The following is a 14,603-nucleotide window of genomic DNA, read 5'->3' as shown; positions in this document are numbered from 1 at the left end:
GCAAATAAATATTTTTTTGCGCTTTGCTAGGTTGCTCTAATAACTCCGCTGGTCCAGGGATGCCATTCCTCTGCAAGTTGGCTATAATAAGGAAAGCCCTCTGGTCTGATGTACCAGCAGGAACCATGAATGATTTTTATAAAAGGCAGGAAAATTATGCGTACACGAGTTCATATTATCGCTCCTTACGAATCCATGACTACTATTATAGAAGAATGTATTCCGCTATTTCCCCAGTTAGCCATTCAATATGAGGTGGGCGACCTGATCAAAGGCGCCGAATTGGCGGCCCGGGCTGAACGAAACGGAGCGGAGATTATGATTAGCCGCGGCGGTACTGCCCAATTAATCAAGGAAGCCGTAACCATTCCCGTCATTGATGTGCAGTTATCCGGATATGACATGATTCGTTCGCTAACGCTCGCAAGCCAGTTCAACGGCCAAACCGCTATCGTTGGCTTTGCCAATATTACTTCAGGAGCGCAGTCGATTATCGATCTGATGGAATTACCTTTAAAGGTGTATACCATACGCAGCTCCGAGGATGTGGCAAGGCTGCTGCTGGAGCTGAAAGCGTCAGGGTACCGTCAGATTGTTGGTGATGTTATCACGGTCAACACAGCCAAAACCTATGGAATGGAAGGATTACTGATCCAGTCTGGCAAGGAATCCATCCTCAGAGCGCTTGAAGATGCACAGTTGGTATATCGGTACTTGAGCAAAAATCACGCGATATCCGTCATACTGAACAATCTGGTCACCCAAGAGCATCCTAATCTTCTTGTTTTAAACGAACAGAACGAGGTTGTATTCGAGAATTTGACCGATTTTGAGCAGAATCCACTAACCGATAATCACATTTATCTCACCAATACCAATCTGGATTTCCATCAATCCCAAGTTCAAAATGTGTTCATCGTGGATGATTACCAGCTTACGGTAACGGCCTATGAAACGACGTTAAGTAACAAAACCTATAAAGTATATTCCCTTGAAAAAGGACAGCCCTATGCTTTTGCACAATTTGGCATAACGGCTTATACCGATATATCCATGGAGCCGATCGTTGCCGAATCCCCTGCCATGCAAGCCGTACTGAAGAGCATCCAGGCGCTTTACGAGAACCATGAACCCATTTATCTGCTAGGCGAAGCGGATTCAGGCAAGTCTTTTCTGGTCAAACATATTCATCAGATGTACTCCAGCGGTGGGCTAATGCTCCAAATCGATCTTGCTCAGGTTCCTCCAGGCCATTTGCACAAAATCCCACTCTCCAAAGTGCGCAACGTAGAAATTAATCATTTGGAAAATGGTTCGAAAGATGAGGAATTGATCTCATTCGTTCAGACCTGTCTACAGAGGCAGATCGGAGTATTCATCCTGGGGGAACAGGGATTGAATCCAAACAGAACGCTGGATGTCGAGCTGAATACGATCATTATGCCGAGCCTTGTGGACCGGCAGGAGGATCTTGCTCCACTGATCCAGCATTTCCTCAGCGATTACTACCAGAAGTATGGGACAGTTGCGGTGAAGATGAAAGAGGATGCGTTACAGCTAATTAGGGAACAAGTTCCGCATATGACAGTGAACCAGCTGAGGCATCTTATCAAACAGGCTGCACTGAATGAGCAGGACTACGTGATCTCAGCCGAGACCTTGTCACATCTGCTCGGTGAACAACCCTCACCCAATACGATGAAGCTTAGTGGTACGCTGAAAGAAATCGAAAAAGAGATTATTCAATTCGTTCTAAATGAGGAAAACAATAATCAATCCAAGGCGGCCGAACGCTTGGGGATTAACCGTGCCACGTTATGGCGTAAACTTAAAGAGTAACTTTAGGTTTACGCTTTTTTTACGATCACATGTGTTGCATAATTAAACACTAATAACTATTACTTAAAATTTACAATAATTAAGTGTTGCTAAAATAAACAATTTGGGATAACATTATCCCTGCAAACGCTTTATAAAAACGATTACTTCATAAGGAGCCACTACTATGAACATTAAAGCAACATTAGATCGTATTCCTGGCGGTATGATGGTTGTTCCCCTGTTGCTCGGCGCAACCATTAACACATTCTTTCCGAATGCTTTGCGAATCGGGGGTTTCACGGAAGCCCTGTTCGTAAATAGCTCAAGCACATTGATCGCCCTGTTCCTGTTGATTGCAGGTACGCAAATCACGTTCAAGACGGCCGGTTCTTCGGTTGGTAAAGGCGTTACATTGCTTGTGTTCAAGTGGGCAGTTGGTGCAATATTAGGTTTGATCGCTATCTATTTTGCGGATTCCAATGGTTTATTCCTTGGTTTGGCACCGCTTGCCATTATCGCTGCAATGACGAATTCCAACGGTGGACTGTACATCGCGCTGGCCGGACAATACGGCAAAGAAGATGACAAGGCGGCTTATCCGTTCCTCGCACTCAGCGACGGACCGTTCCTCACCATGGTTGCTCTTTCCATTTTCGGTGCTATGGGCTTCGCCAACGGCATGTTCTCCCCGATGGCTTTTGTAGCCGTACTGCTTCCACTAATCGTCGGTGTTGTTATAGGTAACCTCGATCGCAACCTTGCTGAATGGCTGCACAAAGGCAGTGACAAGCTCGTTCCATTCTTCGCCTTTTCACTGGGTATGGGAATCAACTTCTCGTCCATCATTCAAGGCGGACTTAGCGGCATCATGCTGGGTGTAATTACTGTATTGATTACTGGCGGCGTCGGCTACCTGCTCTTCAAAGCCATTGGCTGGAATCCCATTGTCGGAGCTTCGGAAGGTTCCACAGCCGGTAACGCTGTAGGTACACCTGCTGCCATCGTGGCTGCCAATGCTTCATTTGCTCCAATTGCTGAAATCGCTACCGTGCAGATTGCGGCGAGTGTTGTGACAACTGCCATTCTGCTGCCGATCTTCATCGGATTCCTCTCCAAACGGCTGGAGAAATCAGGCGGCGTCGAGAAATACAATCAAAGACCGTCCACATAAATGCATTGAATTTAGCTGACCGGACTTATATTTAATTTTGATTTTCAAGGAGGGATGACTGCATGAAATTAGCCATTATTGCAGATGATTTGACCGGCGCCAATGACAGCGGGGTGCAGCTTGCCCGTCATGGATTAAAGACAAGCGTGCTTTTCAACATGGACGAAGATAACATTCGTCATTACGATGCGGTCGTGTTTGATACCGATAGCCGTTCCATCACACCGGAGGATGCGTATCAGCGGGTTAGTCGAGCAGCCGAACTGCTGCTCAGGAACGGATTTGGCACCATTTTTAAAAAAATGGATTCAACCATGCGCGGAAACATCGGGATCGAGATCGACGCTTTGTACGATGTGATCAAACCGGACTTCATGATGATTGCCCCAGGCTATCCCAAGAACAACCGCACCATTCTTAATGGCACGCATTATCTGAACGGCGTTCCACTGGCCGATACGGAGATTGCGAATGATCCGAAGACACCTGTGACCCTTTCATATCTTCCGGATTTGCTCAAGCTCCAGACCAAGTATGAAGTGGGCGAGATTACGGTGAGTGATCTTGAATTAGGGACAGATCATATGAAGACGAAGCTGGAAACCTTTAAGGTAAACGGCATTCCCTATATCCTCGTCGACTCGACGGATGAGCAGCATTTGGAGCAGGTTCTGAGCATCACCAGCGAGCTGGATTATTCATTTGCCTGGGCAGGCTCGGCAGGTATCGCGAACTACCTTCCTACTCATTACGGCTTGGGAGCCAAGTCTGCGGAATTGACCATTCCGGCGAATCCAGGTCCGATCCTCACTGTTGTAGGGAGTGTGAACAAAAACTCTCGTGAGCAGCTCAAGCAGTTGCTACAGAAAACCAACGTATCATCCATCCCGTTCCACTCGTTCAAAGCCGTATCGGGATCGGCAGATCGTAAGCAAGAAATCGATCGTGTGTATGAGGAAGTGATGGCCAAAGCCGTGGAAGGCAATGACGTTGTCCTCTATTCAACCGCCGAACAGGTAGATATTGAACTAGCACGTGCTACGGGTGAAGTCCGAGGGCTTAATCATACCGAGGTCAGCAATGAGATTGTACGAGCCATAGGTGAAATCTGCGCCAAACTGCTGGAGAACGGGTACTTCAAAGGTGTATCCATGACGGGCGGAGATACAGCTAAACAAATCTGTATGAAGTGGAATATCAGCGGTTTCGAACTGCTCGATGAGCTTGAAATTGGTGTACCGATATCGAAGTTCATTGGAATTGAGGATCTGCACGTGATTACCAAAGCGGGCGGGTTCGGCAAGCCCGACGTCTTCATCCATGCAATAGAAAAATTAAAAGGAGGAGTTACCGTATGAAACCAACCGTAGGAATTACAATGGGCGATGCAGCAGGTATTGGACCCGAGATCATTATGAAAGCATTGGGCCATCAGGAGGTCTACAACCATTGCAAGCCACTCGTCATTGGCGATGCCAAAATATTGGAGCGTGTCCTGCCTGTCATCGGATCGAGCCTGAAGGTACATGCTATTCATGAGCCATCCGAAGCCAAGTATGAATTCGGTACTGTGGACGTTATTGATCTGGATCTTGTTCCTGCAGATCTGGAATATGGAAAAGTATCTGCCGTTGCGGGAGATGCAGCATTTCAGTTTCTGGCGAAAGCCATTGATCTAGCGAAAAAACAGCAAATTCATTCCATCTGCACGGCGCCTCTGAACAAGGAAGCCCTGCACCTAGGTGGGCACTTGTATCCAGGTCACACCGAGATTTTGGCTGATTTGACCGATACCGAGGATTTCTCCATGATGCTGACTACACCCAATCTGCGAGTAATTCACCTTACGACACATATGGGCCTGATTGATGCCATTGCGAGCATCAATCCGGAAAGAACATACACTGTGGTGAAACTGGCTCATGATACATTGAAAAAAGCAGGCTTCGAAAATCCACGTGTAGCTGTTTGCGGTATCAACCCGCATGCAGGTGAGAACGGATTGTTCGGTAATGGTGAAGAGGAAGAAAAACTGCAGCCCGGCATCGAACGTGCGCAAAAGGAAGGCATTAACGTCGTAGGTCCACTTCCGGCGGACACGTTATTCTTCCGCGCTGGTCGTGGCGATTTTGATATCGTTGTGGCTTGTTATCACGATCAGGGACATGCGCCAATTAAGGTTATGGGCATTGAAGAAGGTGTGAACATTACGGTAGGTCTCAAAGGCGGCATTATCCGTACTTCTGTAGACCATGGAACAGCCTTTGACATCGCAGGCAAAAACATTGCCGATGACAAAAGCATGTTAGCCGCCATCCGTTCCGCCATTGAGCTTGCACCCAGAACGCAGATTTAAAGAAAACAAAGAGATATGTTAGAGTAACGACCGCTTCCCATTCTTCTACTGGGAAGCGGTCGTTTTGCGTACAAGTGTAGCCAGTGGAGATGGACTTTTCGTAATCTTCCTCACATATCTTAAAGTAAAAAACGATTGAGGGTGTGTGAACTCCGTGAACAATACTTCCCTGCCATCTTCTACTATGGAGAAACCCAACTTTCTCGTCATTCTTGTGGATGAAGAGCGTTATCCTCCTGTATATGAGAGCACAGAAATACAGGCATGGCGTAGAGAAAATCTGATTACCCAAGAACGTTTAAAGTCCCACAGTATGGAATTCCATCGGCATTATATTGGAACAACCGCCTGCTGTCCCAGCCGGGCTACCATGTTCACAGGTCAGTATCCATCACTGCACGGTGTAAGTCAGACTGTCGGCATTGCCAAGGAATCGTATGACTCTGACATGTTCTGGCTGAATCCCAATACGGTGCCTACGATGGGCAATTACTTCCGAGCAGCAGGATACCAGACGTACTATAAAGGAAAATGGCATATATCCAACGCGGATATCATCTCTCCCGGCACCCACCAAAGTGTTCCCAGTTATCACCCCTTGACCGGGGTTCCTGAGCCCCAGTTGGAAAGCCTGTACCTTCACGCGAGCCGTCTGGAGGACTTTGGATTCTCCGATTGGATCGGCCCTGATCCCATAGGCAGAAACCCGCGAAACTCCGCTTCCTCCGCCGCTTTCGGCTTAAGTGGACGGGATGAGGTATACGCCGCCGAAACGGTTCATCTCATTGAGTCCCTTGATCGCAGGAAGAACGAAAATCAACAAGTTGAGCCCTGGCTCATTGTCTCTTCCTTTGTGAACCCGCATGATATTACGCTATATGGTGATCTCGCCGCGCGCCTACCCAATTTCAAATTCGAGGTAGATCCGATGCCCGCAGTCGACGCTCCGCCGACAATACACGAGTGGCTGGACACCAAACCGCGTTGTCAGGCAAGTTACCGGGACTTGTATCCAAGAGCTTTACAGCCTATCACCGATCAGAGTTTCTACCGTCAGCTCTATTACCAATTGCAAAAAAATGCGGATCGCCAAATGTCCAAAGTGTATGAGGCTCTTACGCGCTCCTCCTTCTATGACAATACCATTGTTATTTTCACATCCGATCATGGCGATCTGCTGGGTGCTCACGGTAATCTTCATCAAAAATGGTACTGTGCCTATGAGGAATACCTTCATGTTCCTTTTTTGATTCACAATAAACATCTGTTCCCCGAGCAACAACATGTGCATAGCCTAACAAGTCATGTCGATCTGCTGCCAACCATGCTGGGTCTGGCCAATATTAACATTTCCGAAATCCATGGACGATTGCAAAAGGAATTCAGTGAAGCCCGCCATTTGGTAGGACGGGATCTCACGCCTCTTGTTTATGGAGACAATAACTTGGAGCTGACCCAGCAACCGGTCTATTTTATGACCGACGATGATGTCACACGTGGTCAGCACCAAACCAATCCATTGGGCATACCCTATTCGTCTGTTGTACAGCCCAACCACATCGAGACCGTAATTACCACCCTTTATAAAAACAACAAACCGGACATCTGGAAGTTTTCCCGCTACTTTGACAATGCTCAATTTTGGAGTCAGCCGGTACATGATGAATATGAATTGTACAACTTGACGGACGATCCGCTGGAGACATGCAATCTGGCCCATTCTGCCTATTCCACTCTGCAGACGGTGACCATTCAGCACTGGATGATGCAACTACTGGAGGAACAACGGAAACAAAAACGTTTGTATCCTCATCAACCTACGATATAGAGGGTCGGGGAAATAACATCTCTATGATTTGTTAAACAAACGGCAGACTTATCGATTTTGCAGCTAATAATATGTGCTCGGTTCAATAAACACTGTTAACGCTAAAATGGATGTCCTCGTCATGTTCATGACTTATCGGACATCCCCTTTTTGCGTATCGTCGACTTTAATTATTCAAAAAAATCCCGCAACAGTCTTCGCCTATCGATCGTACCAGTAGCCAGGAATACCTCGTTCAAGACGCATTAACGCTTCAAGATAAAAATAATCGCCCCAGATCGTGTAATCGTCAGGCGAATCTCCACCTCTTACAGAGTAAGAACCATGCTTCAGCAGACCCTCCGCTGTATCGGAGCCCTGCGTGGAATAATGAGTAATTAAGGATTTCATGGACGATTCCGCTGCTTTCCGAAAAGTCTCACGCTCAGGATCGGCTTCATCAAGCTGTCCGGCAATTTCCAGCAAACCACATGCAACAATGGCCGATGCAGAGCTGTCCCGTTTCGTTTCAGGCGTCTGCGGGGCATCAAAATCCCAATACACTACTTCATCCTCCGGAAGATGGGCAAGGAAATAACGGGCAAGACGTTTGGCTGTCTCCAGCATCTCTGCACTTTGCAGATAGCGGCTGCACAGTGCAAAACCATAAATTCCCCATGCCTGTCCGCGAGTCCAGGTAGAACCATCATTGTAGCCTTGATGCGTACCGCCTCGAATAGCCTCTCCGGTAGTCTGATCAAAATAAAAAGTATGATAACTTGAGTCATCCCCACGAACGAGAAAACGGCGGCTTTTCAGCGCATGCAGCTCGGCAACGCGACGATACTCCTCGTTATTGGTCTGCTCATACGCCCAGAACAGCAGCGGAAGATTGAGCAGGCAATCAATAATAATTCGCCCTCCGTTATTCACATCACCTTTCCGCCCCCAAGCCTGAATCAGTCCAGCTTCCTCCCGCCAGCGTTTCATCAGCATATCGGCTGCTTCCAGCGTGAGTTTCCTTGCGGCGGTGTCATGCTCCACAATCCATTGTGCCTTAGAAGACAACGAATAAAGGAAACCAATATCATGATGCTCGAAAATGATTTTCTGTTCCATTCGCCGACGGAAGTTATCGACGCTATTCACGGCTGCCTCACGAAACCTCGGGTCCTGAGTATACTCCGTGCATAACCACAGAATGCCTGACCAGAATCCTGCCGTCCACTCCGTATTATCGTTAAGCACATAATGCTCATCCCCATTACTAACATGGGGAAAGCTCCCTCCAAATCGATCTATATTACGTCGGGTGACATTCAAAGCATCTTCAATAGCCTTTTTCCACATGGAACAGTTCCTCCTCTAGGCAAGTCATATTCTTCAAGCCTCTTGCTGGACAAGTCTGCTATTTTGCTTATATTGGCCGGGTGTAATTCCCTCATATTTCTTAAAGACACGAATGAACGAATTGCTGTTCAGAAAACCCACCCGCTCGGATACGTCCTGGATCGTCAATTCCTCTGCCTGTAGAATTTTCTTGGATTGCTCAATTCGATATTGGTTGATGTAATCGATCACGTTGACTCCAGTCTGTTCCTTAAAGTACTTGGAGACATAGGTTGGATGGAACCGAAAGCGCTCGGATAAATGGGTCAAGCCTAGATTGACATCTGCATAACTCTCATGAATGAATTCCACCAGTTGATCCCTCAATTCCTCACTGCGGGAACGCTTGCGCTCATGCACCGTCTGGCATACCGTCTCCAGTATCCGAAGCAATTCGGACTCGATCTCCTCAAAGGTCTCACATGCAAACAATTGCCGAATCAGATCGTTGCGCTGCGTCATCTCGTTCTGGTCGTCCGTCTTGATCTGTTCTGTAGCCTTCAGAAAGGTACCGATCAACTCAAACATCAGACAGCGAGCCAGTTCAACAGACAAGGGTTCTCCTGCAAAATTGGTCATGAGAATTTCGTTCATCACTTCCGTGGAACGGGCATAATTGCCTGTAGCGATATAATTGATGAGCTGTCTCTCCAGATCGAGAGGGTAATACAGCTCCTCCTTGGGCCGACGAATCCGGTTCGGATCAATAATCTGACCGATCCCCAGAATCAGCCTGTATTCCAGCGCTTCTTCCGATTCCCTGAAACAATCCGCGATCTCCGCCATACGGTGATGAATATGGCTGACGCCAACAGAGAAGTACACGCAGAATCGGGAGCCGATGAAACGCTGGGCTTCTTCGACTGCACGAATTAACCGATGACCGGTATCCTCCTCACACTCCCGAATATTAATCAGGAATGCAATTCTTCCATCAATGTCGGCAGAGTATACATGACCGATTGAGCCGATCATCTCCTCCAGCACATTGGTCAGAATTAGGTGAACAAATTGATGCTTCTCCTCCTGGTCCTGCTCACATACTCTGGAACGGAACAGCCCTTCAACATCCTCAATGTGCAAGAGCAATACGGTAAACGACTCCGTCTCAAATCGAATACCTGAACGTTCCAAGGTGGATGCAAAATCCTCACCCACCTGTACCCTTCCCTTCATCAACTTGGAGAGCAAACTGCTCCGTATAACGCTTTGCTGATCCTTAAGCCTGTTCGCAAATTGGTCCTGCTCTTCCCAGGCTTGAATCAGAACAGATTGCAAAATGCCATATTCATCGTCCGGCTGTTCCAGTTTCCATTTGACCTTATCCGAGATAATGTTCATGATCCGTCCCAGCGGACGGTAATTCCGTCTGGTGAACCACCAGGCTGCCACCCCGCCAAGGATAAGCCCTGCGGCAACGCCTCCAAGCGTAATATCGCGGATAACCGTCAGCTTCTTGGCATAGATTCGGGTAGGTATGATGGATACATACTTCCAGTCCTGGATCTTGGAAGAAATCTGCGATATGGTCACGGATTCTCCGTTCCAATCGATCGTTTCCGTTCTTTTCCCAGCATCATCGAAAAGGTTAAGGTCTTCCCCATTCATGTAAGGGGTTTCAAGAGATCCGGTAGAAAATAACGTTTGACCGTCGTGATCCAGAATGAACACGGTGCTCTCTTTTTCCAAACGTACGTTATCAATGGCTTGCTGGAATCGGTTGGAGTCCAGGTTAACAACGAAGGTCGCAGGGCTGTCAGCGCCATTCTGGATAGGAAACGGCTGAATATAGACCAGCGTGTCTTCAATCCGTCGATCTTCACTCCGAACCTCCATCTTTCGGTACATGCTCTTACCAGAATCATGCATAAGCCGGGTCCATGCTTCCTCGGTTACATTGGTGCCCTGATAGAACATGTCATATAGATAATTTTTTTGAATAAGTGAAGACGAAGACAACGCGATATCCGGTTGTTTGATATAAATATACAGTTCACTAATCAGGCCGTTTCCGACGCGTGTGGATTTCAGGTTTTTGATCAGATCAATCCCCATGAACCTCCAGCGGGCATCCTGATCAGATGCATGATTAATGAAGCTCATGAGTTGAGAGTCAGCCATTAATTGATTGCTAATGCTGCCAATATCACCAATCTGGTTATCAATGGTTTCCTGTACCTGAGATAACAGCACCATGTTAGAACGATTCACTTCTTCCTCAAGCAACATGCGAGACTCGGCAAAAACAGCAGCACCGATCAGAATCGGTATGAGCAGAATGACCATGTAAGAAATGCCCCAGGATAACAGGATGCTTTTTCTCTTCATGCGTCTCCTCCTCACCGTTTGTTATTTGGTATGGCTTGATAAGGCAACTCTATTCTTTGATTGCTCCGATCATAACACCTTTAACAAAGTATTTCTGCAGAAACGGATAGATGAACAATATAGGCAGGGTGGCTACCATGACGGTTGCGTATTTTACACTTTCCCCGATGGCCTCTTTGTCCATCGCGGTCGCTCCTGTGGTCATCGAGTCTGTACTGTTTTGAATCAGAATTTCTCGCAGCACCAGTTGAAGTGGAAACAGGTTTCGGTCTCGAATATACAGGATCGCACTGAACCATGAATTCCAGTGACCAACGCCATAAAAGAGAATCATCACCGCAATAACGGGCATGGACAATGGCACGACGATCCGCCACAGAATGAGCATCTCTCCAGCTCCGTCTATACGGGCCGACTCTAGTAGGCTTTCCGAGATTTCCGCAAAGGAAGTTCGCATAATAATCAGATTATAGCTGCTGATCAGACCGGGTACAATCAGAGCCCAGAGGCTGTTGCCCATATGGAGCGTGTTATTGATCAACAGATAAGACGGTATGATTCCGCCGTTAAAAAACATCGTAAATACAATCGCCAGCATAATCGGATTGCGGAGCATAAAGCTTTTGCGGGACAACGTGTACGCCCCCAGAATGGTAAACAGCAGATTAAGCGCCGTGCCCACCACCACAATGAATATCGTGTTCCTGTATCCGGATAGGATGTTGGGGTTGCTCAGCACCAGCTTGTAGCTCTCCATCGTAATCCCTTTGGGGAAAAGCAGCAGACCTCTATGAGCCATGAGTTGACTTGAGTCGCTGAGCGATGCATTTAGCACATGCAGCAGTGGATACAAGGTTACGATAATCAGTCCTGTCATTAGAATCGCGTTGGCACTGCCAAATAGCCGCTCTCCAATGGATCTTTTCATTCGCAAAAGAAATCCCCTCCCTTCACCTCGTTCTTGGCTAGAACAGCTTGGTATTGGATATCGCCTTGGACAGGCGATTGGCACCGATTAGCAGCGTAAAGTTAATGACCGACTGGAAGAGACCCACCGCGGTTGTATAGCTGAACTCGGCACTTTCACTAATCCCTTTGCGGTAGACAAACGTTGAGATTACATCTGCCGTATCATACACATTCGGATTGTAGAGTAGAATAATTTTCTCGAACCCAATTTCCATCAGTCCACCAATGCGGAGTATGAGGAGAATCATAATCATCGGAATGATGCCGGGAAGCGTGATATGCCACACCTGGCGAAGCCGACTCGCTCCGTCCACGTTGGCAGCATCGTAGAGCTCGGGGTTAATGCCGCTAAGTGCAGCCAAATAAATAATGCTGGAGAAGCCAAGCTCCTGCCAGATCGATGAGGCAGTATAAATGGTACGGAAATTGGCCGGATCGCTGAGAAGCGCACTGCTCTGACCGCCAAAATAACCAATGATGGTGTTAAACAGTCCATCCCGGGACGAGAAATCAACAATCATGCCGCAGATGACAACAATGGAAATAAAGTGAGGAATGTACGAGATCGTCTGCACCGTACGTTTGAAGATTTCATGCCTGAGCTCATTCAGTAGAAGAGCAAGAAGAATGGGAGCCGGGAAACCGAACAACAGCTGATAAAAGCTTAACAAAAGCGTATTCTTCAGAATCCGCCAGAAATAATAGCTCTGAAAGAAATCCCGAAAATGCTGCAATCCGACCCAATCACTGCCCCAGATACCTTTGCCCACCGAGTAGTCTTTGAATGCAATGATGGCTCCGTACATCGGCAGGTATTTGAAGACGAGAAAATATAAAACGACGGGAAGAGCCATCCAATAGATGGCTTTATTCTTTTTGTAATTGAGCCATAACAAGGAAAGCTTGTGCGACAACTCCTTCATCCCCTTCCTTTTTCATTCCAAAGAGGGCATCCACGGCGGTAAAGCCGTAAAAAGGCTTCACCACCCGTGGACATCTCTTCCTTATCTGGCGTTATAACGGTCCAGGGCAGCTTGCTGAATTTCAATAGCCCGTTTCACGTTAAACTTGTTGATCTGATCCACAAACTTGTCAAAGTTCTCAATCGGCTCAACCCCAATGACAAATTTGACGAACATCTCGTCCCGGTAGGTTCCAATATCACTCATGATCTTGCTGTACTCCGTGGATTCTTCTGTCGTCAGACTGGTCGGAGGAAGGCCTACCTTCAGCGTATTCTCGCTGTATTTGGAGAACAGAATCGCTGCATCCTTCTGCTGTTGGAGCTGATAATATTGCTCGTTGTACCGATCGTCATCCTCCCCCACGAAGGGATAGTTCGCAATAAAATGTTTGGCCATGGCCTGAGCAACCGACAGACCGTCCGGATTTTTCAAAATCTCATCAGTATAGGTCGGGTAACCGTCCTTCATCGTATAGGTGAGGCCCTCCATACCGAAATTTTTGAGCATGTGTCCTTCTTCACTGAAGAAGTAATCGAGTGCTTTGACCGTTTCCTCCGGATGTTTGTTGCTATTGGTGAGCACAACACCGCTACTGCTCCACTCCCAGGAACGTCCGGTAAACAGTGGTTCATCACCCTTATTCAGCACCGGATATTGAGTGGCTGTCAGGTTGGCGTTCGGATCCGTTTCCTGCAGAGCGGGCAGGTAGCGGCCTACACCTCCCCCGATGAAGGTGAAAAATGTACCAGCCTGACTGCTCAAAATTTTGGCATCGTATGTTTTCTGGTCATTGGTAGCAAAATCGGGATCAACCAATCCCTCCTGATACCAGCGATGGAACATCGTTAGAAATTCCTTATATTCCGGCTCGATTGGTCCATAGACCACCTTGCCATCTTTGATAAACGTATTATTAGTGATGCCGTAAGCCTCCAGATATGTCGGTGCGGCTGGTCCCATCGTGCTCATTTTTGGTGGTGCACCAAACAACAGGGGCGCTGCTACACCTTTCTTCTCCTTGAAGGCCTTGAGTACCGTCTCCCACTCTTCCAGCGTTTCCGGTTTCTCCAGCTTCAGCTCATCCAACCAATCCTGACGAATGAATGTACCGCCGAAGGTTTTGTATTCCCCCAGACGCAGATGCGGTATCGCATAGATATCTCCGTTGTCGGCTTTTAACTGTTTGGCAACCTCGGGATTCTCCTCCAGGATCTTTTTCAAATTGGGAGCGTATTCATCAATGAGTTCGTTCAGTCGAATGATGATACCATCATTGAATAGTTTGGCGTAATCTCCATTTACAAACATGGCATCAGGCAGCTGATTTGAGGCAATCATGACATTGAACTGTTCAGTCTCGGCACCCACAGCGGGATGCTGGAATTCGATTTTGGTATTGGTTTTCTTCTCCCATTCCTTAATCGCCGTAATTTCATTCATGCTCTTGAGTGTGATGGAAGCATTGGTATTCATCGACATCCAGATTGAAATGGGGGTAGGTCCATCTCCTCCTGCTTCACCTGTACTTCCGTTGTCTCCTGAACAACCCCCAATAGCAGCAATGCTCATCATTAGGCAGATTCCGATTGTCAGTCGTTTTCTCCATGACCTTTTCATCACTTCACGTCCCCCCATTGAATTTGTATCGTGGATAAGCAGCCCTGTCATCGCTCTCCATAAAGTTACCGTTTGCCCGCTATATTGGCTATCCTCCATTCTTGCCGACATATCCAAAATTTGATATTTCCCTATGTGGCGCAGGATTTACACATGAATTCAAGAGATCAAGATCATATA

General features: G+C 47.3%; 10 protein-coding genes. 5 read left to right on the top strand and 5 right to left on the bottom strand.

All coding sequences use genetic code 11. The features are described 5' to 3' along the window. Positions 1 to 129: 129 nt before the first annotated feature. The 5 genes from gpAD87_RS23415 (at position 130) to gpAD87_RS23395 (ending at position 7,176) form a co-directional block, all read left to right on the top strand. A complete protein-coding gene (locus gpAD87_RS23415) occupies positions 130 to 1,839 on the top strand; it encodes a sigma-54-dependent transcriptional regulator (RefSeq protein ID WP_231952801.1) in 1,710 nt (569 codons plus the stop codon). 166 nt (positions 1,840 to 2,005) lie between these two features. Beyond that, positions 2,006 to 2,992: a 2-keto-3-deoxygluconate permease gene (locus gpAD87_RS23410; protein ID WP_064641229.1), complete on the top strand. Its 987-nt coding sequence runs from the start codon at positions 2,006 to 2,008 to the stop codon at positions 2,990 to 2,992. A 62-nt stretch (positions 2,993 to 3,054) separates the two neighbouring features. Further along, positions 3,055 to 4,350: a four-carbon acid sugar kinase family protein gene (locus tag gpAD87_RS23405; protein WP_064641227.1), complete on the top strand. Its 1,296-nt coding sequence runs from the start codon at positions 3,055 to 3,057 to the stop codon at positions 4,348 to 4,350. Continuing rightward, positions 4,347 to 5,348, top strand: coding sequence for a 4-hydroxythreonine-4-phosphate dehydrogenase PdxA (pdxA, locus tag gpAD87_RS23400; protein ID WP_064641225.1), 1,002 nt, complete (start codon positions 4,347 to 4,349; stop codon positions 5,346 to 5,348). Before gpAD87_RS23405 ends, pdxA begins: the two co-directional genes overlap by 4 nt. Positions 5,349 to 5,532: 184 nt before the next feature. After that, positions 5,533 to 7,176 carry a sulfatase-like hydrolase/transferase gene (locus gpAD87_RS23395; protein ID WP_064641313.1) on the top strand — a complete coding sequence of 548 codons (1,644 nt, stop codon included), beginning with the start codon at positions 5,533 to 5,535 and terminating at the stop codon, positions 7,174 to 7,176. A 201-nt stretch (positions 7,177 to 7,377) separates the two neighbouring features. Here the strand turns inward: gpAD87_RS23395 and gpAD87_RS23390 are convergent, their stop codons facing one another. From gpAD87_RS23390 to gpAD87_RS23370, 5 genes are all read right to left on the bottom strand, one after another. Continuing rightward, positions 7,378 to 8,505 carry a glycoside hydrolase family 88 protein gene (locus gpAD87_RS23390; protein WP_064641223.1) on the bottom strand — a complete coding sequence of 376 codons (1,128 nt, stop codon included), beginning with the start codon at positions 8,503 to 8,505 and terminating at the stop codon, positions 7,378 to 7,380. 33 nt (positions 8,506 to 8,538) lie between these two features. Next, positions 8,539 to 10,872, bottom strand: coding sequence for a helix-turn-helix domain-containing protein (locus tag gpAD87_RS23385; protein WP_064641221.1), 2,334 nt, complete (start codon positions 10,870 to 10,872; stop codon positions 8,539 to 8,541). Between the two features lie 49 nt (positions 10,873 to 10,921). After that, the gene (locus gpAD87_RS23380; RefSeq protein ID WP_064641220.1) at positions 10,922 to 11,806 is read right to left on the bottom strand and encodes a carbohydrate ABC transporter permease; all 885 of its coding nucleotides are present in this window, start codon (positions 11,804 to 11,806) and stop codon (positions 10,922 to 10,924) included. Positions 11,807 to 11,837: 31 nt separating this feature from the next. Next, positions 11,838 to 12,764, bottom strand: a complete 927-nt coding sequence (locus gpAD87_RS23375) for an ABC transporter permease (protein WP_064641218.1) — start codon at positions 12,762 to 12,764, stop codon at positions 11,838 to 11,840. Between the two features lie 81 nt (positions 12,765 to 12,845). Further along, positions 12,846 to 14,534 (bottom strand): extracellular solute-binding protein, encoded by a 1,689-nt coding sequence (locus tag gpAD87_RS23370; RefSeq protein WP_197521506.1) that lies wholly within the window; start codon positions 14,532 to 14,534, stop codon positions 12,846 to 12,848. Positions 14,535 to 14,603 lie beyond the last annotated feature (69 nt).

The organism is Paenibacillus sp. AD87 (assembly GCF_001659845.1).
In the GTDB taxonomy this organism is placed as follows: domain Bacteria; phylum Bacillota; class Bacilli; order Paenibacillales; family Paenibacillaceae; genus Paenibacillus; species Paenibacillus marchantiae.
The sequence above is the reverse complement of the archived record's forward strand: the minus strand, read 5'-3'. Positions and strand labels throughout refer to the sequence as shown.

Excerpts from the sequence above, each read along its gene's own strand:
- gpAD87_RS23415 (WP_231952801.1), top strand. The coding sequence starts at position 130 with ATGATTTTTATAAAAGGCAGGAAAATTATGCGTACACGAGTTCATATT.
- gpAD87_RS23410 (WP_064641229.1), top strand. The coding sequence starts at position 2,006 with ATGAACATTAAAGCAACATTAGATCGTATTCCTGGCGGTATGATGGTT.
- gpAD87_RS23405 (WP_064641227.1), top strand. The coding sequence starts at position 3,055 with ATGAAATTAGCCATTATTGCAGATGATTTGACCGGCGCCAATGACAGC.
- pdxA (WP_064641225.1), top strand. The coding sequence starts at position 4,347 with ATGAAACCAACCGTAGGAATTACAATGGGCGATGCAGCAGGTATTGGA.
- gpAD87_RS23395 (WP_064641313.1), top strand. The coding sequence starts at position 5,533 with ATGGAGAAACCCAACTTTCTCGTCATTCTTGTGGATGAAGAGCGTTAT.
- gpAD87_RS23390 (WP_064641223.1), bottom strand. The coding sequence starts at position 8,505 with ATGTGGAAAAAGGCTATTGAAGATGCTTTGAATGTCACCCGACGTAAT.
- gpAD87_RS23385 (WP_064641221.1), bottom strand. The coding sequence starts at position 10,872 with ATGAAGAGAAAAAGCATCCTGTTATCCTGGGGCATTTCTTACATGGTC.
- gpAD87_RS23375 (WP_064641218.1), bottom strand. The coding sequence starts at position 12,764 with ATGAAGGAGTTGTCGCACAAGCTTTCCTTGTTATGGCTCAATTACAAA.
- gpAD87_RS23370 (WP_197521506.1), bottom strand. The coding sequence starts at position 14,534 with ATGTCGGCAAGAATGGAGGATAGCCAATATAGCGGGCAAACGGTAACT.